Source organism: Octadecabacter arcticus 238, from assembly GCF_000155735.2.
Taxonomy (GTDB): Bacteria; Pseudomonadota; Alphaproteobacteria; order Rhodobacterales; family Rhodobacteraceae; genus Octadecabacter; species Octadecabacter arcticus.
The window spans coordinates 1,039,498-1,055,820 of record NC_020908.1 but is presented as its reverse complement, the minus strand read 5'-3'; the positions used below and the strand labels follow the sequence as shown (position 1 = coordinate 1,055,820).

20 protein-coding genes and 2 pseudogenes are annotated in these 16,323 nt (G+C 58.5%); 9 read left to right on the top strand and 13 right to left on the bottom strand.

Going from position 1 to position 16,323, the window contains the following annotated elements; translation table 11 throughout:
* The 3 genes from OA238_RS05515 to dtd are packed head-to-tail and all read left to right on the top strand — an operon-like array spanning window position 1 to window position 2,515.
* On the top strand, window positions 1–1,110 hold the full coding sequence (locus OA238_RS05515) for a TFIIB-type zinc ribbon-containing protein (RefSeq protein WP_015494416.1): 1,110 nt from the start codon (window positions 1–3) through the stop codon (window positions 1,108–1,110).
* A 40-nt stretch (window positions 1,111–1,150) separates the two neighbouring features.
* A complete protein-coding gene (locus tag OA238_RS05510) occupies window positions 1,151–2,065 on the top strand; it encodes a carbohydrate kinase family protein (RefSeq protein ID WP_015494415.1) in 915 nt (304 codons plus the stop codon).
* A gap of 9 nt (window positions 2,066–2,074) precedes the next feature.
* Window positions 2,075–2,515 (top strand): D-aminoacyl-tRNA deacylase, encoded by a 441-nt coding sequence (dtd, locus tag OA238_RS05505; protein ID WP_015494414.1) that lies wholly within the window; start codon window positions 2,075–2,077, stop codon window positions 2,513–2,515.
* Here the strand turns inward: dtd and OA238_RS05500 are convergent.
* Genes OA238_RS05500 through OA238_RS05490 form a run of 3 tightly spaced genes read right to left on the bottom strand, consistent with a single transcriptional unit; the run spans window position 2,512 to window position 4,557 of the window.
* Entirely contained in the window at window positions 2,512–3,312 is an 801-nt protein-coding gene (locus OA238_RS05500; protein ID WP_015494413.1) for a metal ABC transporter permease, read from the bottom strand. The genes dtd and OA238_RS05500 overlap by 4 nt on opposite strands.
* The gene (locus OA238_RS05495) at window positions 3,309–4,064 is read right to left on the bottom strand and encodes an ATP-binding cassette domain-containing protein (RefSeq protein WP_044037969.1); all 756 of its coding nucleotides are present in this window, start codon (window positions 4,062–4,064) and stop codon (window positions 3,309–3,311) included. Before OA238_RS05495 ends, OA238_RS05500 begins: the two co-directional genes overlap by 4 nt.
* 13 nt (window positions 4,065–4,077) lie before the next feature.
* Complete coding sequence (locus OA238_RS05490) at window positions 4,078–4,557, bottom strand: Fur family transcriptional regulator (RefSeq protein ID WP_015494411.1); 480 nt, start codon at window positions 4,555–4,557, stop codon at window positions 4,078–4,080.
* Between OA238_RS05490 and OA238_RS34935 the strand changes: the two are divergent.
* A pseudogene (locus OA238_RS34935) lies at window positions 4,496–4,912 on the top strand (metal ABC transporter solute-binding protein, Zn/Mn family); the annotation flags it as partial. The gene OA238_RS05490 and the pseudogene OA238_RS34935 overlap by 62 nt on opposite strands.
* Before the next feature lie 65 nt (window positions 4,913–4,977).
* Window positions 4,978–5,550, top strand: coding sequence for a metal ABC transporter solute-binding protein, Zn/Mn family (locus OA238_RS28670; RefSeq protein ID WP_083906650.1), 573 nt, complete (start codon window positions 4,978–4,980; stop codon window positions 5,548–5,550).
* Between the two features lie 208 nt (window positions 5,551–5,758).
* On the opposite strand, the gene OA238_RS05480 is transcribed toward OA238_RS28670, so the two are convergent.
* The 3 genes from OA238_RS05480 to OA238_RS05470 all read right to left on the bottom strand — a co-directional run bounded on the left by OA238_RS05480 (window position 5,759) and on the right by OA238_RS05470 (window position 8,393).
* Complete coding sequence (locus tag OA238_RS05480; RefSeq protein ID WP_015494410.1) at window positions 5,759–7,321, bottom strand: trimethylamine methyltransferase family protein; 1,563 nt, start codon at window positions 7,319–7,321, stop codon at window positions 5,759–5,761.
* Window positions 7,322–7,419: 98 nt separating this feature from the next.
* The gene (locus OA238_RS05475) at window positions 7,420–8,118 is read right to left on the bottom strand and encodes an HAD family hydrolase (RefSeq protein WP_015494409.1); all 699 of its coding nucleotides are present in this window, start codon (window positions 8,116–8,118) and stop codon (window positions 7,420–7,422) included.
* Window positions 8,115–8,393 (bottom strand): DUF3572 domain-containing protein, encoded by a 279-nt coding sequence (locus OA238_RS05470; protein WP_015494408.1) that lies wholly within the window; start codon window positions 8,391–8,393, stop codon window positions 8,115–8,117. The genes OA238_RS05475 and OA238_RS05470 overlap by 4 nt, the downstream gene beginning before the upstream one ends.
* A gap of 93 nt (window positions 8,394–8,486) precedes the next feature.
* Between OA238_RS05470 and OA238_RS05465 the strand changes: the two genes are divergently transcribed.
* Window positions 8,487–9,785 carry a diguanylate cyclase gene (locus OA238_RS05465; protein WP_015494407.1) on the top strand — a complete coding sequence of 433 codons (1,299 nt, stop codon included), beginning with the start codon at window positions 8,487–8,489 and terminating at the stop codon, window positions 9,783–9,785.
* Between the two features lie 210 nt (window positions 9,786–9,995).
* Here OA238_RS05465 and OA238_RS05460 read toward each other — a convergent pair whose 3' ends face one another.
* The 4 genes from OA238_RS05460 to OA238_RS05445 all read right to left on the bottom strand — a co-directional run bounded on the left by OA238_RS05460 (window position 9,996) and on the right by OA238_RS05445 (window position 12,013).
* Complete coding sequence (locus tag OA238_RS05460; protein ID WP_015494406.1) at window positions 9,996–10,469, bottom strand: periplasmic heavy metal sensor; 474 nt, start codon at window positions 10,467–10,469, stop codon at window positions 9,996–9,998.
* A gap of 2 nt (window positions 10,470–10,471) precedes the next feature.
* Entirely contained in the window at window positions 10,472–10,816 is a 345-nt protein-coding gene (locus OA238_RS05455) for a hypothetical protein (protein WP_015494405.1), read from the bottom strand.
* Complete coding sequence (locus OA238_RS05450; protein ID WP_015494404.1) at window positions 10,803–11,411, bottom strand: sigma-70 family RNA polymerase sigma factor; 609 nt, start codon at window positions 11,409–11,411, stop codon at window positions 10,803–10,805. Before OA238_RS05450 ends, OA238_RS05455 begins: the two co-directional genes overlap by 14 nt.
* Window positions 11,412–11,491: 80 nt before the next feature.
* Complete coding sequence (locus tag OA238_RS05445; protein ID WP_015494403.1) at window positions 11,492–12,013, bottom strand: EF-hand domain-containing protein; 522 nt, start codon at window positions 12,011–12,013, stop codon at window positions 11,492–11,494.
* 212 nt (window positions 12,014–12,225) lie between these two features.
* Here OA238_RS05445 and OA238_RS05440 point away from each other — a divergent pair, with 212 nt between their 5' ends.
* Both OA238_RS05440 and OA238_RS05435 read left to right on the top strand, forming a co-directional pair.
* Window positions 12,226–12,618, top strand: coding sequence for a DUF983 domain-containing protein (locus OA238_RS05440; RefSeq protein WP_044036371.1), 393 nt, complete (start codon window positions 12,226–12,228; stop codon window positions 12,616–12,618).
* 20 nt (window positions 12,619–12,638) lie between these two features.
* Window positions 12,639–13,337: an NUDIX hydrolase gene (locus OA238_RS05435; protein ID WP_015494402.1), complete on the top strand. Its 699-nt coding sequence runs from the start codon at window positions 12,639–12,641 to the stop codon at window positions 13,335–13,337.
* Here OA238_RS05435 and OA238_RS05430 read toward each other — a convergent pair.
* The 3 genes and pseudogenes from OA238_RS05430 to OA238_RS05420 form a co-directional block, all read right to left on the bottom strand.
* Window positions 13,334–14,238: pseudogene (locus OA238_RS05430) on the bottom strand (EamA family transporter). The gene OA238_RS05435 and the pseudogene OA238_RS05430 overlap by 4 nt on opposite strands.
* Window positions 14,239–14,254: 16 nt before the next feature.
* A complete protein-coding gene (locus OA238_RS05425; protein WP_015494400.1) occupies window positions 14,255–15,163 on the bottom strand; it encodes a fatty acid desaturase in 909 nt (302 codons plus the stop codon).
* Window positions 15,156–15,359 (bottom strand): DUF2061 domain-containing protein, encoded by a 204-nt coding sequence (locus tag OA238_RS05420; RefSeq protein WP_044036369.1) that lies wholly within the window; start codon window positions 15,357–15,359, stop codon window positions 15,156–15,158. Before OA238_RS05420 ends, OA238_RS05425 begins: the two co-directional genes overlap by 8 nt.
* Window positions 15,360–15,462: 103 nt before the next feature.
* Between OA238_RS05420 and OA238_RS05415 the strand changes: the two genes are divergently transcribed.
* Window positions 15,463–16,323 carry a helix-turn-helix domain-containing protein gene (locus OA238_RS05415; protein WP_044037967.1) on the top strand — a complete coding sequence of 287 codons (861 nt, stop codon included), beginning with the start codon at window positions 15,463–15,465 and terminating at the stop codon, window positions 16,321–16,323.

Below are 16,323 nucleotides of genomic sequence, written 5' to 3'. Positions count from 1 at the left end.
ATGGAATCTATTGATATGCCCCACCCCGACGCTGAACACCGTTTCCCTTGCAACAATTGCGGGTCCGATCTTCGGTTTGACCCCGGTCAGAACCAAATGATGTGCGATCATTGCGGCAATACGGAAGTGATAGACGTGGGGCCATGGCGTGGTGACACGTTGAAAGAAATCGATTTTCGCAGCGCCGTCGCTGGCGATATCCCTGAGGCCGAGATTGAGGAAACGCGCGTTGTGGCCTGCCCCAATTGCGGCGCGCAAACCGAATTTAATGAGACCGTTCATGCCGTTGAATGCCCGTTTTGTGCCACACCCGTGGTGACGGACACGGGGCTGCATCGCCACATCAAGCCGAAGGGGTTGTTGCCGTTCGGGCTGGACGAACGCGCCGCGCGCGCCAAGATGACCGACTGGCTTGGCAGTCTTTGGTTTGCGCCGAACGGGTTGCAAGATTACGCCCGAAAGGGGCGACAAATGTCAGGCATTTATGTGCCGTACTGGACGTTTGATGCCGACACCAAAAGCCAGTATTCTGGCCAGCGCGGCACGCATTATTACGAGACCCGCACCGTCACTCGCAACAGCAAAACCGAACAGGAACAGGTACGAAAAACCCGGTGGCACGGCGTGCGGGGCCGCGTTGCGCGGTTCTTTGACGATGTATTGGTGCTGGGGTCGCAGTCCCTACCCAAGAAATACACCGATGCGCTGGAACCGTGGGACCTGTCGGCAATGCAACCTTATCAGCCGCAATACCTGGCCGGATTTCGCGCCGAGGGCTATCAGGTTGAACTTGCTGATGCGTTCAAGGAAGCGCGCGCGCACATGGACGCGGTCATACACCGTGATGTGAAACACGACATTGGCGGCGATGAACAACAGGTAGGGTCGGTGGACACGGCGATTGGTACGTTGACGTTCAAACACGTGCTTCTGCCGGTCTGGATGGCGGCGTATAAGTATCATGGCCGCACGTTCCGGTTTGTTGTTAACGGGCAGACGGGCCGCGTTCAGGGCGAGAGGCCCTATTCAGCGATCAAGATCGCGATTGCGGTCATTTTTGGTTTGATCGTCGCCGGAATTGTCGGAATTGTTATCGCTAACAGTCAGTGATAAACCACCGCAAGATTTTGGATTGCGAAGGACGAGCACAATGATTCTGACCTGTGGTGAAGCCCTGATTGATATGCTGCCGCGCGAAAGTACACTGGGTGAGGCGGCGTTTGCCCCCTACCCCGGTGGTGCGGTGTTCAATACGGCAATCGGGCTGGGACGCTTGGGTGTGAAGACGCAATTCTTATGCGGCATGTCGTCCGATTTTCTCGGCGACATTTTACGAACTGCGCTGGACGCGAGCGATGTTGATCACAGCCCGTCGCCGCGCCTGTATGCGCCCTGCACCGTGGCCTTTGTTAAACTGGTGGACGGGCAAGCAACATATGCGTTTTACGACGAAAAATCGGCAATGAGATCCCTGAATGATGCGCCGGAAATCGACGCGGATGCGATGTTTTTTGGCGGCATTTCACTGGTTGGGGACGGCTGCGGCGACACTTACGAGGCGCTGATGCTGCGCGAAGCCCCCCGCCGTGTCACAATGATTGATCCCAACATCCGCCCGTCGTTCATCAAGGACGTGGCCGCGTACCGCGCGCGGATCAACCGGATGATGGCGGCGGCAGACATCATCAAACTCAGCGATGAAGACTTGCACTGGATGGAAGGCGAAGGCGATCTGGCCGAACTTGCCAAGGGGCTGGTGGCCAAGGGCGCCAAGCTGGTCTGCATCACCGAAGGCGCCAAAGGTGTCACCGGATATTCCGCAGAACACACCGTGTTCGTCCCGTCCGAACGCGCAGTCGTCGTCGACACGGTCGGCGCGGGTGACACGTTTAATTCAGGCACACTGGCAGGTTTGGATCGTGCGGGCGCATTGACCAAAGACCGCATCGCAAACCTGAGCGCTGAGGACATTCACGCCGCGTTGCATCTGGGCGTGCGGGTCGCGGCGGTGACGGTGTCACGGGCTGGCGCGAACCCGCCAACGGCGGCAGACCTTGGCCTGTAAGTCGCGCAAATGAGGGCGCTGATCCAGCGGGTGACGTCGGCGCAAGTTCATGTGGACGGTGCGTTGATCGGGCAATGTCAGGCGGGCGTCCTGGTGCTGGTCTGTGCCATGCAGGGCGACAGCGATGATCTGGCAGCTAAACTCGCCACAAAGATCTCCAAGCTGCGAATCTTCAAGGATGACGCGGGCCGGATGAACCGGTCTTTGCTGGATGTCGGTGGCGCGGCATTGGTCGTCAGTCAGTTCACCTTGGCGGCAGATGTTTCGCGCGGCAACAGGCCAGGGTTTTCGGCAGCTGCAGCGCCTGAGGATGGTGCGCGGTTGTATGAAACGTTTGCCGCTGAAATGGCGGCTTTGGTCCCAACACAAACAGGGCAGTTTGGCGCGGATATGGCGGTGTCATTGGTCAATGACGGGCCAGTGACGATCTGGCTGGATACCGACAGTTAAGCCTTGCGCAGTTGGCCAACGACGCTGGCGACACAAAAGATTGCAGACGCAAAACAGATGATCGACGGCCCCGCGGGCGTGCCGAAAGACCGCGCTGCATAAAGCCCACCAATGGCCGCAACAACACCGATCAATGTAGCCCATGCCGCCATGGCTTCGGGGCCACGGGCAATCATGCGCGCGCTTGCAGCGGGGATGATCAACATGGCGGTGATCAGCAGCGCGCCGATCACTTTGATCGACACGGCGACTACGGCGGCGATCAGAAGTGTTAGCATTATGCGGTCGCGCCACGGGTTCAATCCGGCGGCATAAGCAAGGTCGTTTGACACAATTTCGGCGAGCAACGCCTGCCAGCGCCAGACCAGCACACCGCAGAGAATCGCCGCCCCGCCCCAGATCACCGCAAGGTCGATCCGGCTGACCACGAGGATGTCGCCGAACAGATAAGCATCCAGATCAACGCGGGCGTCCGGCATCAGCGAAACCGCCACCAGACCCAGCGCGAGGAAGCCATGCGACAACACCCCAAGCAGGGAATCAGGTGTGATCGTGCGGCCTGACAACACCCCGACAAGCAACCCCATCGCCAGCGCAACGATAAGGACGCCCAGCGGGACCGACACCGAAAACAGCAACGCCAGGGCCACGCCAAGGATCGCGGCGTGCGCTGTCGCGTCGCCAAAATACGCCATTCGTCGCCAGACGACAAAGCAGCCCAAAGCGCCACAGGCCAGCGCGGTTCCCACGGCGGCAAGGATCGCGCGGACCATGAAATCGTCTAGGAGATCGGTCAATTTGCGGCCTCGTGTGGGTGGTCATGTTTAAGGTCGTGGTCATGGTCGTGACCGTGGTCATGGTCGTGGCGATACAGCGCCAAAGCGCCACCCGTGCCCGTGCCAAACAGGTCACGGTAAGCGGCCGTGGCGGTGACGACATCGGGCGTGCCTTCGCAACAGATGTGGCCGTTCAAACAGATCACACGATCCGTGGCAGACATGACGACGTGCAATTCGTGGCTAACCATCAAAACCGCACAGCCAATATCATCACGCAGGGTTTCGATAAGGCGATAAAACGCAGCCGATGCAGGCTGATCGAGGCCTTGGGTCGCTTCGTCGAGCACAAGGATTTGTGGGTCATTCAAAATCGCGCGCGCCAGCAACACGCGTTGAAGCTGACCACCAGACAGCGCAGAAAGTTGCCTTTTTTCAGAGGCATCTACGCCAGTTCGAGCCAGTGCCGTGCGCATTTTCGCCACCGACACACGAACCGGAAGGTTCAGGAACCGCCGCACAGTCATCGGCAACGTCGGATCGATATGCAGCTTTTGGGGCACATAGCCGACGCGCAAATTTGGCGCGCGGGTGATCGTGCCTTTGCTCGGTGCGAGTGCGCCAATCAGCGCCCGCAGAAGCGTCGATTTACCAGACCCGTTCGGACCGACAATGGTGACAATCTCACCCGCTTGAATGGCGAGGGTCACCCCAAAGACCGCCCGGGTCGCGCCGTGGCGGATTTCGATGTTTTGCGCATTGATCAGGGGCATCATGGTGCGGGCGTCACTCTTGGCAGGCGGGGCAGATGCCCGTGGCTTCGACGGTGGTCCGTTCGATTTGAAAGCCCACAGCGGCGGCTGAGGATTGCATGGCACCCGCCGCTTCGCCTTCTGCGACGGTGCCGCAGCTTTTGCAGATCAGGAACGCGGGATCGTGGTCTTGGCCGGGGTGAACACAGGCGACAAAGGCGTTCAGCCGTTCGATCCGGTGCGCCAACCCTGCGTCCACAAGGAATGTAAGGGCGCGGTAGGCGACGGGTGGTTTGGAGCCGAATCCATCCGCGTCAAGCCGCGCCAGCACCTCATAGGCGCCCAAGGCTTCGTGCGCCTCGAGCAAGATTTCCAGCGTTCGCAGACGCACAGGCGTCAGGCGCAGCTCAGCTTCGGCGCAAGTCGATTGTGCTGCAGACAAGGCGGATGCGATGCAATGGCTATGGTCATGCGCGGCGAAGGGGGCGGTTTTGGGCGGATACGGGGATGCCATTTATTGCTTTTTGTTATGTTATAACAAATTTTATAGCGCACCCATGACCGATCAACAAGCTTACAACAGAAGAGAGACCAATATGCGCCTGATTTTACCCCTCCTCGTCCTGATGATGCCGATGACCGCGCGGGCGGATGTGCCAAAGGTTGTCACCGATATTGCACCGATCCACAGCCTCGTGGCGCAGGTGATGTCAGGGGTTGGTGTGCCGGACGTGTTGATCAGCGGCGCGGCATCGCCGCACGACTTCCAATTCACGTTCGTGCAAGCCGAGGCCGTTCAAGACGCTGATCTGGTGATTTGGGTGGGAGCAGATTTGACACCGTGGTTGGGCGAAGCTTTGGAAACCTTAACCACATCGGACAACGAATTTGAGTTGTTGGCGAGCGAAAACTGGCCATCGTTGGAGCGGCGTGACTGGGGGATGATCATGACGATCACGGGCATGATGATCATGGTCATGATGATGATAGCGTTCTCGACCCGCACGCATGGCTCAACCCACAAGTGGCGATGGTTTGGACCCGCCATATTGCGCTTGTCTTGCGCAGTCTGGACCCAGAAAACGAAGCAGCCTACCTCGCCAATGCGGACGCAACTGTTGCGAGATTGATCCAGTTAGATCAAGAGATCGCCGCACAAATGGCCGACCTGCCCCGCGGCGGGGTTTTGGTACCCCATGATGCCTATCAGTACTTTGGGCAACGCTACGATGTGCCGACCGTTGGAACGATTTCGCTCAGCGATGCGGCCAGCCCCAATCCTGCCCAAATCGCCAAATTGCGCGATTTGGTACGCGAGGATGGCATAAGTTGTGTGCTCAGCGATCCACAGACACGCCGGGAATGGGTGGATCTGGTGCGCGACGGGAGCAATGCGCGCACGGCCATCGCCGACCCCATGGGCACGGCATTTGCACCGGGACCAGACCACTACGAACAGACTTTGCGTGCGATAGCTGCGGCCTACGCGCAGTGTTTGGGCGGCTAAAGCGGTTTGGCGCAAAGACGCCCCCGGCGGCTGCCCAAGTTTTTGGGCCTTGCCAAGAAATGGTGCAGGATCATGGGATTAACGTCTCAAGATCCTGTTACCCCATCTCGATAGCCTTAAGACGCCCCCGACTGCAATCACGGCCCCAGATAGACTGACTCTCATGCTTGCCTTTGTCTCGAAAATATCCCCGCCGGAGGCTCCGGCCCTAAAAATCGGTTGGCGCGCCGCCCTCGGATTTGCGCCGTGCCACGAAGTCTTCCAGTTCGGAGCGGATCGCGGCGTCCATGGGTGGTTCTTGGAAATTGGCAATGATGTCTTTGAAGATGCGATGGGCGCGCTGTGCGGTCCATTCGCCGCCCGCGATCTCCCACGCCTCAAAATTGCGCCAGTCGCTGACGAACGGTTCATAAAACGCCTTTTCATAGCGGTCTTGGGTGTGTTGGATGCCAAAGAAATGACCTGCCGATCCGACTTCTTTGATCGCATCAAACGCGATGTCGGCGGGGGTCGTTGCGGTGATTTGCGGCTCCATGTAGCGCTGGATCATTTGGATAACTTCACAATCCATGACGAACTTTTCAGGCGATGCGATCAGTCCGCCTTCAAGCCAGCCCGCCGCGTGGTAGACCATATTGGTGCCCGATTGTACGGCCGCCCAAAGGGAATTTGACGTCTCCCACATGGCTTGGCCGTCCGGCACATTGGCGGCGCACACGCCACTGGATCGCATGGGCAGGCCGTAAAACCGCGCCATTTGGCCGGTCATTTGCGTGGCCCGCATATATTCGGGAGTGCCAAACGCGGGTGCGCCGGATTTCATATCAACGTTTGAGGTGAACGTGCCGATGACACAGGGCGCACCGGGGCGGACGTATTGGAACAGCGCAATTGCGGACAGCGCTTCGGCGATGGACAAAGACACAGCACCCGACATGGTCACCGGCGCCATGGCCCCCGCAAGCGTGAACGGCGTGACGACAACGGCCTGACCACGGCGCACGCAACGCAGGCATCCGTCGATCATCGGAACGTCGTGCTTGAGCGGCGAGGTCGAGTTGATGTTGGTGTACATCCGTGGCTTTGATACGAATTCTTCGTCCGTCCAGCCACCGGAAATGCGCACCATTTCCATCACGTCTTCGACGCGTTCTTTGCCCAAGCTGTAGGCATGGCCGACCTTGTCGGTCAGGGTCATTTTATCAAACACCACATCAAGGTGACGCACGGAGGCATGCACATCCACAGGTTCCACAGGATAGCCGCCCGCGAAGTGTATGCAGTTGAAATGTTGAGTTAATCGCAGCAAGTCAGCGCATTGTTTGCGGTTGCCGGAAACCTTCTTGCCGATCTCAAGGTCGAAGTAATTCGGCGGCGACGACACGTTGCCGAACAGGATATGCCCGCCGCCCAGCGTGATTTTTTTGTCGGGATTGCGCGGGGTGATGTCGAATTGTTCTGGCGCTTTGGCGATCATTTCCATGACCCAGTCGCGACCCATTTTGACGTTGGTGCCATCAACGGTGCAGCCGGCTTGTTTGAACAATTCCACCGCTTCTTCGTTCAGAAATTCGATACCGATTTCTTCGAGTATGCGCATTGCGCCGTCATGAATCGCCTGCACCCCGTCACCGTCCAGTGGTTCTGTCGGGCGGTCAGTGTTGATCGGCAAACGCCATGGCATCTGGTTGATGTCGGACGTGAGCCGTTTGGCGGTATTGGCAGCGCGCCCGCCTGAGCGGCGGCGTTTCGGAGGAGCAACGTCAGACATCGGGATTTCCTTCTCGGGTTATCTTCAATCTGACATGCCCGCGCCCCTGCGCCCTGCATTTAGCGACAAAAGATGTCGCGAACCAAACGCGCGCGGGCTTACAAATTCAACCAGTTGGGCAGCTCAGCGATGGAATTCAGCACCACGTCGGCGTGGGGCGCAAGGGCTGCGCGTCCTGCCACACCTGTCAGAACAGCGACCGTGGCCATGCCAGCCGCGCGCCCTGCGTGCAGATCATGGGTGCTGTCGCCGACCATCACACACTCGGACGGGGCCAGTCCTGTCACATTACAAAAGCCTAACAATTGCCCAGGCGCGGGCTTGCCGCCAAAGCCGGAATCAAACCCTGCGATGAAATCAAACAATGCTTCAATGCCGGCCACACACAGGTGCGCGCGGGCGGGGGATTCGGCGTCATTGGTGGCAACACCGACCTTCAGACCCGCCGATTTAAGCGAGGTGATAAATGCCACAAGGGGTGTCGTTTCAACCTGCGGGGCGCGCGTCGCGGCGGAGTTGAACCGCGCAATCAAGACGCTGGGGTCGGTTTCTGCGACGAACGGCAAAACCGCCTGCGCAATCTCATCCACGGTGCTGGCAATCACGAGGCTTTCAGGCAAGAACCGCCCTGCCGCAAGGTCATACCCAAGGGCTGCGGCAAGTGGTGCAAGTTTGTCGGGATCTCCTGCGGTTTCAGCTTCAAACACGTTTCGTGCCCATGCGCCCCATGTCGCGTTGAAATCAAACAGCGTACCATCTTTGTCGAAAATGATGCCTTTTATGGGCCGCGAAATCATGTCCAATGAACCACTTCCGCGCCCGGTAATGAATAACGCGCCGTTAGCGGTTCTTCATACTTTACCCCATTTGCGGCGCAAAATTCGATGACCCAAGCATCATCCATGGTCACAAAATCCAGCACAGAACCGAGGAAAGCGGGGTTTTCCGCCTGCCCCGCTATGTCCTCGGCATTTGCCCCCGAAGATCCTAAAAACAAGGGCAAAAGTTCCTCCTTAGTGGCAAGCCATGTGAGGGCAAAAAGGGCGATCTGTTCAGCGCGTTCAGGAGTCATTTTAGGATGTTACCAATACGGAAAGGGTTTCTTAACCATTTAAGGGGCAAAGTTGCTTCAGGGAGTTTGGGGTAACGCTCAGAAGGAAACAAGATGGCCGGCGATATTCTCATTATAGACGGTGTAGCGACCAACCGCATTGTGCTGAAGGTCAAACTTCTCGCGTCGCAATACCGCGTCCGGCCCTGCGCCACACTGGACGAAGCGCGCGCCGAAATTGCAGCGTCGCTGCCCGATTTAATCCTATTAGACATCAGCTCTGACGCAGAACAAATGCACGCCTTTTGCCAATCTCTGAAGGCTGACGCGAACACCAACCTGATCCCGATTATCGCGACAGGCGGGTTCAAGACCCCGCGCGACCGTGTTGTCGCACTTGAGGCCGGCGCGGATGATGTTTTGACCAAGCCGTTTGACGATCATATTTTGCAGGCGCGCATTCGTAGTCTGTTGCGCGGGCGCGATGCACGCCAAGAGCTGCGGATGCGCGACGATACCCGCACGGCCCTTGGTTTTGCCGAGGCCTGCAATGGGTTCAAAGCCCCTGCGCGGGTGGTGGCGGCGTTCACTACCAATCCGCTGGCGCCCGATCTGTCGCACTTGTCGCAAACCCTTGAGAACGTCCAAATGACCTCGTTGCAGGCCGAATGCTTGACCCGTCTTGACTTGAATTCAGGGTCCACGGATCTGTTTTTGCTCGATCTTCGTGCGGGGCTAAGCGACGATAATGTCTTGTTTCGCATCCTGTCCGAATTGCGCACCCGATCCACCACGCGCCATGCAGGAATCTTGGTGTTGTTGCCCGAAGACGCGCACCATGCGGCGGCAATGGCGCTGGATCTCGGGGCGAGTGATACGGTCTATTCGACAGTTGATGCGGCTGAGATTAGGCATCGTTGCGCAGTCTTGATCCAAGCCAAACTTGAGGCGGACGCGCTGCGTCGCACGGTTGAAACCGGACTTGAGGCGGCGATCACCGATCCACACACAGGGTTGTTCAACCGTCGTTACGCCATGCCACATTTGACGCGGCTGTCAGCGCAAAGCCGCAAAGACGGACGGCAATTTGCGATTATGGTTCTGGATCTCGACCATTTCAAATCCATCAATGACACCTACGGCCATAAAGTCGGGGATGAGGTTTTGCGCCAAACCGCAAGCCGTTTGCAGGGAAATTTGCGGGCTGTGGACTTGCTTGCGCGCATTGGCGGGGAAGAGTTTCTTGTCGCGATCCCCAACGGCGTCTATCATGCCCGCACCGCAGCCGAACGGTTGCGCAAATTAATCGGCGGCGCCCCTTTTTTTTGTTGGCCCCGACCAACAAGAAGTCCGCGTGACGATGTCCGTTGGTGTCAGCCTGAGCGACGGACAGGAGGCCACGGATATGGTTGATGACCTTGGTGAATTGGTCAGCGCGGCGGATGTTGCGCTTTATGCGGCCAAAAGCGGTGGTCGCAATAAGGTCAGCCTGTCAGCCGCCTGATGACAATTCACACGTCGGCGGACCCGCTGCGCGCAGGCGGCCCGCATGACGTATCGGCACGCGGCCGGTCCGCATTTCTTATTGGCATTTCTCATTGGCGCGCACGGGGCCCAAACGTTTTATTGGCGCGCGCGGGGCGCGCGACGCATTTGTTCTTCCAATCGGTCCGCAAATGCGGCGCGTTCGCCGGCGCTCATGTCGTCGATCTGCGCGCTCACAGCACCCAAAACCGTCTCTTGTCCGGTCCGAAATCTGTCGCGTTGGCGCATGAGCACCGTGCGAAATGCGACCTCATCAAACTCATCCGCGCGCAGGGTCGCAAGCAAGGCATTCATATCGCGGCGCATGTCTGAGCGGTCATCGCGTTCAAACGCGCCGCTGTTGCGCAGGGCATCGCGCACGGCGTCGCTGCGCGCACCTTCCATCGCGCGGGTCAACGGATTGACGGTCAAATCGAACCGCTGACCTGCGCCCGGTTTGCCCCCGTTGAGGGCCACACCCGTGGCAACGCCAATAATAAGCAGATTCAAGGCCAGTGATCCAATCAGCACAATCCGTTGTATACGCTGTGATTTCGTCTTTTCTTCGGCCATAATCAGCCCTCCAACCCTGCGTAAACGTCGTTTTCAAACAGGGGCACTTCGATGGTGGCCCCCCAAATCCCCGCAGACAAATCTGACAGAGCAACTGGTGGCGCGACCCCGATCCAGAAGCCTGCAACCGTCGCGGCCGCCAAACCACTGAAGGTCGGCCAGCCACCAATAACATCAAGCAGCATGGCCCCAAGGCTTTGTTTGCGGCGGGTGATAACAGGTGCGGACCCTGCCAACACGCTATCGGCGTCCAGCATGATGCGATCCATCAGGGCGTCCGATGGGGCCACATCCGGCGTGCGGGCCAGCGTAAACGCGGCGTCTAGCATTTTGTCATCCGTGGTCATCGTCATACCCCAATTCATCTTTGCGCCCAGATAGTTTTGCAATCAAGGCACGTTTACCCCGTGCTATCAGACTTTCAACGGTGCGCACGTTGGTGTCCATAATGGTGGCAATTTGCGGATTGCCCAATTCTTCGAGATGGCGCAGCGCCACGGCCTGCGCCTGCCGGTCCGGCAGATCGGCCATTGCACTGTGCAAGGCCGCCGATCTGGCAGTGTCTTGTATGTCTTGCGCGGCGGATTTGCGCGGATCACTTGGTTCTTCAATCGCATCGAGCGAAACACCGCGGCCAGATTTTCGCAAACGATCCGTGCACAGGTTAGCCACAACGCGGTACAGCCACGTGGTGATCTGCGCGCGGTCCGGGTCCCAATCAGCCGCAATTTCCCACAGGCGCATCATCGCGTCTTGTGCGACGTCTTCGGCCTCTGCACGGTTGCCAAGCATGCGGTACGCCTGCCCCATAACGCGCGGGGTTAATCGCTGCGTCAACACCATAGCCGCACCACGATCGCCAGCCGCGAAGGCCGCGAGAAGATCCGCGTCGCTTTGTGGCGCACTTTGGAGCGCGCGTTGAACACCAGCCTGATCCGTCATCAATTATCCAGCCACCCATATCATCCATCCCTCGCAAGGGTGCGGCGCGAAGGTATTCCCCCCCGCGCCGCACGTTGCGTTTAGTGATCGCCGCGTTGTCCGTGTGGACGGCGCTCGCCATGGTCTTGCATGCGGGTCTGGGCCTCGGCGAATTCTTCCGCGTTCAGGCTGCCGTTGTCGTCAGCATCGGCACGCTCAAACATGCGATCTGGTCCGCGATCCCCACGACCTTCGCCACGATCCGCCCTTTGGGCTGCCAGTTCATCGGCTTGCAACAGACCATCACCGTTGGTGTTGGCCCTTTCGATCTGCTCAGCGGCGCGGCCTGCTGCGCGGTCCTGGCGGGCCGTATCAGCGCGGGCGATCAATTCTTCAACCGACAGTGCGCCGTCGCCGTTGGTGTCCGTTAGTGCAAAACGCGCAGCGGCACGGGCCTGCATCGCCGCCTCAATTTCGTCGCTGGTCACAGCGCCATCAGAGTTGATGTCGAGGTCTTCGAACGCTGGCATCTCCATGCGAGGCGGGTTGCCTTCGCGGGCCTCGGCCGTGGCCGCCAATGTCATGCCTGCTGCGATTGCTGCTACAAGAAATGTCGTTTTCATTTTTATCGTCCTTTTTGGGTCTTGTTGTGACGACCAGTCAGGCCGTCGATGCAGATAGAACGGATGGGGCGCGGGTTTCCGTCGCAGACTGCGGAATTATTTTGCGCTGGCTTTTGGGGAGGTGCGGTTTTCAGGACATGGGCGCGACACTATCACCCCTATGAATTCACACCTTACAGCGGCATAACAGCGTTTCAGAGATTGAGGACATTATGCCAAATCAAAACGCCATTCCCAAAGACGACCGCCCAACCAAACCCGCCATGTGGCGCGGTTTGCGTCGTCGTTGTCCGAACTGCGGCGAAGGTATGATGTTTGTGGGCTACCTGAAAGTCGTTGATCGCTGCCCTGTGTGCGACGAAGACCTGCACCATCAACGCGCAGACGACGGACCCGCGTATCTGACGATTCTGCTGGTGGCGCATCTTGTGGCCGTGATGATGCATTTTGGCTGGACGCAGTTTCGCCCGGACCCGATGGTGTTCGCGACCGTGTTGACGATTGTCAGCGTCGCGCTTTCGCTTTATCTTTTGCCGAGGCTGAAAGGCTTGGTCGTGGCCATCCAATGGTCGCGACGGATGCATGGATTTGGGGGCACATCCTGACCCCGACACGTGGGGCAGCGATGGGTGATATTTTGGACAAAACAGCGCTACGGGACGCAGCAACAGTGATTGTGCTGCGCGACCGCGCGAAGCAGCCTTGTGTGTTGATGGGCCAGCGCGGCGCGTCGGCTGCATTCATGCCAAACAAATACGTCTTTCCCGGCGGTGCAGTTGACGCAGGTGATGGCGCGATTGAGCTAGGGCGCGGATTGTCGCAGCTCGATGCTGATCGATTGGCTGAGCACAGCACGCGCACGCCCGAGACCCTCGCCGCCGCAGCAATCCGTGAATTATGGGAAGAAACTGGCCAAATTCTAGGCACGCCCACGCGCTGGCCCGATGCGCCGCAAGGCTGGCGCGGGTTCGCGCGCAGCGGACATCGCCCCGATGCGTCAGCATTGCAGTTCGTGTTTCGCGCCGTAACACCGCAAGGTCGCCCACGCCGGTTTGATGCGCGGTTTTTTATGGTTAACGCGGATCAGCTTGTCACCGACCCCGACGATTTCACAAACGCCGAGGATGAGTTGGGCCACCTTCATTGGGTCCCGTTGAGCGAGGCGCGCGCGCTTGATTTGCCGTTCATCACCGAAGTGGTTCTGGCCGAGATCGCGTCAGGCCTGCACCGCGACGGCCCACCTAACACCGTGCCGTTCTTTCGCAATGACGACGAGGCGCATCTGGTGACACGGCTTGGTGGTGTCAGCCCGCATGAACCCTAAGTGACCAAGACCAGCACCAACACCGACAGGACCAATAAGCCGCCGCCTTGTACCTCACGGCGGCTGACTTTTTCGTTGAAAAAGAACATCGTAAGCGCGAGGGAGAACAGCAATTCGATCTGCCCCAGCGCTTTGACATAGGCCACAGTTTGCAACGTGAAGGCGACGAACCAGCAGGTTGATCCGATCATACTGGTGATCCCCACAAGGCTTGAAACACGCCATGTGGACAGCACGCGGCTGATTTCACCGCGGTCAAACAGGCGCAACCAGATCGCCATGGCGATGGTTTGCGCCGTGGTGACGCAGGCCAATGTCAGCGTCGCACGCAAGAACACATCACCTGTGTCCAGCGACAGCGACGCCCCGCGATACCCGACACCGGAACAGGCAAACAACAGCCCCGATGCAAGACCGAGTCCCGCCGCGCGGTTCAGGATACGTTTGTGCCACGCGTCTTGTGACGCACCAGGTGGGTCGGACAGCAACACAACACCAGCCAGCCCGATCAGAATGGCACCAAACGCAAACCATGTGACGCCCTCGCCCAGAATAAGCAGGCCGACGAACACGGCCATCAACACTTCGGTCTTTTTGAACGTGATACCGACGGCAAAGTTGCGATGCACAACAGCGCCACAACGCACATCGTCGCGAGGATTTGGGCAGCGCCCCCAACCAGCGCGTAGGCCCAAAACACCGGCGGGATGGCGGGCAGCGTTTGCGCGGTGATGCTGGCGTACATCAGCACGCCCAGCACCACGAGGGGCGATGAATAGATGAACCGCGCGAAGGTCGCGCCGCCCGTGCTTAGCTGCGTTGATTTAAGCTGCTTTTGCAGACCAAAGCGCGCGGTTTGCGCAACTGCAGCCAAAAGGGTGATGGGGATCCAAGCGTCCATGGCCCCTCATGCACGCTCAGTCGTCTTTGCGCCAGAGGGGATGGGGAACAGGGTCTTTGGCGTGCCAGAAATACCGGCGGAACACGTCGCCGTAAGAAGTGAAAACGTAGCCGTCGTTGCGGCGCAGATAATGCCCGCGATTGGTGGCGTAAAGCGCGGGAAGATCGTACCAAGCCACGTTGGGGTGCATGTGGTGAACAACGTGTAGATTGTTGTTTAGGAACAATAATGCCAGTGGCCCATGGTCTTCGACAATGACAGTTCTGGCGCGGCATAGATCATGGGCACGGTGTTCAAGAAACGTGCGGATGCGCAAGATTGAATGGCCAATATAGGCGCCGGTTGCGTAGGCCCAAAACGGCAGGGGCGCCGCCCAAATAAGCGCCACAACCATTGCGACGGCCGGAATATGCGCGACCCATCCACGGATCACATCACGCTCGCCCGCGCGACAGGCCCGCAGATCGCTGGCCATCCACATGAACTGGCCGACCAGCGGCCCGATCAAAAGCCGCCCCAAAAGGCGATTGTTAAACCGCAATAGGGCGCGCATTGGTGCGGCCAATCCCCCCCAAATGGCTGGATCAAAATAGTTGCTTTCGGGATCATCATAGGGGTCGGTCAAATGTTCGTCGCGATGATGGGCAAGATGGGTGGAGCGAAACCGCGCATAGGGCACAACCAGCGTGAAGGCGGGAAAAACCAGCGCGACATTCAGTGTTTGATTGGCAAAGGGATGGCCGTGCACGACTTCATGCGTCAGCGACGCATGCAGCGCAATGATCGGCCCCAACACAAGGATCGCAGCCCATGTCGGCAAGACCCACAGCGCCAAAAACGCCCCGAGATAACAGACAGCTGCCAAACGAACCGTCGGCCATTCAACAGCTCTGCTGGGCACAAGCGTCGCGCTGCGATCAGACATTGCGACCCCAATGCACCCGATCCCAAACCCGTTCATAAAGCACATAACTCGACAGGCCAATCGACGCATTCACCACCGCCATTGCACCCCCAACAATAAAAGAACCCGTCGCGATGAAACCAACCGTCAGCATCACGATAAGCCCGATCAGGTTCCAGATAATGGCTTTGACGAGTGTGCGTTTGCGCGTGTCCATGGGTGCTCCGTAACCTGTTTTTCTCTGGTCTACCTGCATTGCCATGCTGACGGAATTCTGGAAAGGGTTACCAAAACGCGCATATGGTGATACCTATAACCCAATGTTGCAAAATATCAACAAACGCGCTCGCGCCCTGCTGTTTCGAACCCGTCTGCGGGAGGCAATGACAACACAGAACGCCACGCAATCGGGCCTCGCGCGCGCCATTGGCGTCGATCGATCAACCGTATCGCAACTGCTGAAAGGGGACGGCGCGCGGCTGCCCAACGCACAGATCGTGGCGGGATGCGCCTACGCGCTTGGGGTGTCAGCCGATTGGTTGCTTGGCCTGACCGCGCGACCCGAACTGGCGGCCGATTTGATTGCCGCATCGTTTGAAGTCACCAAAGCGCCCCGCGCGCTGGTCGATGAGCAAGTATTTGCTTGGCATCAAGAGGCAGAGGGTTACAAAATCCGTCACGTCCCTGCCGGCCTGCCTGACATGATGAAATTGCCCGACCTGTTGCGCTGGGAATACGGGCCGCAATTGGGCCGCTCGACTGAACAGGCAATCGGCGCATCTGAGGACCGGTTGCGCTGGATGCGGGCGGCGAAATCGGACTACGAAATCGCGTTGCCGATCTATGAACTTACCAGTTTTGCGTCCGGCACAGGCTATTACGAAGGCGTTCCGGCCGATTTACGAGCAGCGCAGCTGGACCATTTCGCCACACTTCAAACCGATCTTTACCCGACGCTGCGCTTGCATGCTTTTGATGCACGCCGCCTGTTTTCCGCGTCAATGACAGTGTTCGGGCCCTTGCTGGCGGTGTTGTATATGGGGCAAAACTATCTGGCCTTTCGCGACACCGAACGGGTGCAATTGATGACTCGCCATTTTGACACGCTGGTGCGCGAAGCATCCGTCACGCCACGTGATTTGCCAGACTACATTCGAACCTTAAAAGCAAAATACCTCTGA

Coding starts and splice junctions, on each gene's coding strand:
- OA238_RS05515 (WP_015494416.1), top strand. CDS start 1: ATGGAATCTATTGATATGCCCCACCCCGACGCTGAACACCGTTTCCCT.
- OA238_RS05510 (WP_015494415.1), top strand. CDS start 1,151: ATGATTCTGACCTGTGGTGAAGCCCTGATTGATATGCTGCCGCGCGAA.
- dtd (WP_015494414.1), top strand. CDS start 2,075: ATGAGGGCGCTGATCCAGCGGGTGACGTCGGCGCAAGTTCATGTGGAC.
- OA238_RS05495 (WP_044037969.1), bottom strand. CDS start 4,064: ATGCCCCTGATCAATGCGCAAAACATCGAAATCCGCCACGGCGCGACC.
- OA238_RS05490 (WP_015494411.1), bottom strand. CDS start 4,557: ATGGCATCCCCGTATCCGCCCAAAACCGCCCCCTTCGCCGCGCATGAC.
- OA238_RS05480 (WP_015494410.1), bottom strand. CDS start 7,321: ATGTCTGACGTTGCTCCTCCGAAACGCCGCCGCTCAGGCGGGCGCGCT.
- OA238_RS05475 (WP_015494409.1), bottom strand. CDS start 8,118: ATGATTTCGCGGCCCATAAAAGGCATCATTTTCGACAAAGATGGTACG.
- OA238_RS05470 (WP_015494408.1), bottom strand. CDS start 8,393: ATGACTCCTGAACGCGCTGAACAGATCGCCCTTTTTGCCCTCACATGG.
- OA238_RS05465 (WP_015494407.1), top strand. CDS start 8,487: ATGGCCGGCGATATTCTCATTATAGACGGTGTAGCGACCAACCGCATT.
- OA238_RS05460 (WP_015494406.1), bottom strand. CDS start 10,469: ATGGCCGAAGAAAAGACGAAATCACAGCGTATACAACGGATTGTGCTG.
- OA238_RS05455 (WP_015494405.1), bottom strand. CDS start 10,816: ATGACCACGGATGACAAAATGCTAGACGCCGCGTTTACGCTGGCCCGC.
- OA238_RS05450 (WP_015494404.1), bottom strand. CDS start 11,411: ATGACGGATCAGGCTGGTGTTCAACGCGCGCTCCAAAGTGCGCCACAA.
- OA238_RS05445 (WP_015494403.1), bottom strand. CDS start 12,013: ATGAAAACGACATTTCTTGTAGCAGCAATCGCAGCAGGCATGACATTG.
- OA238_RS05440 (WP_044036371.1), top strand. CDS start 12,226: ATGCCAAATCAAAACGCCATTCCCAAAGACGACCGCCCAACCAAACCC.
- OA238_RS05435 (WP_015494402.1), top strand. CDS start 12,639: ATGGGTGATATTTTGGACAAAACAGCGCTACGGGACGCAGCAACAGTG.
- OA238_RS05425 (WP_015494400.1), bottom strand. CDS start 15,163: ATGTCTGATCGCAGCGCGACGCTTGTGCCCAGCAGAGCTGTTGAATGG.
- OA238_RS05420 (WP_044036369.1), bottom strand. CDS start 15,359: ATGGACACGCGCAAACGCACACTCGTCAAAGCCATTATCTGGAACCTG.
- OA238_RS05415 (WP_044037967.1), top strand. CDS start 15,463: ATGTTGCAAAATATCAACAAACGCGCTCGCGCCCTGCTGTTTCGAACC.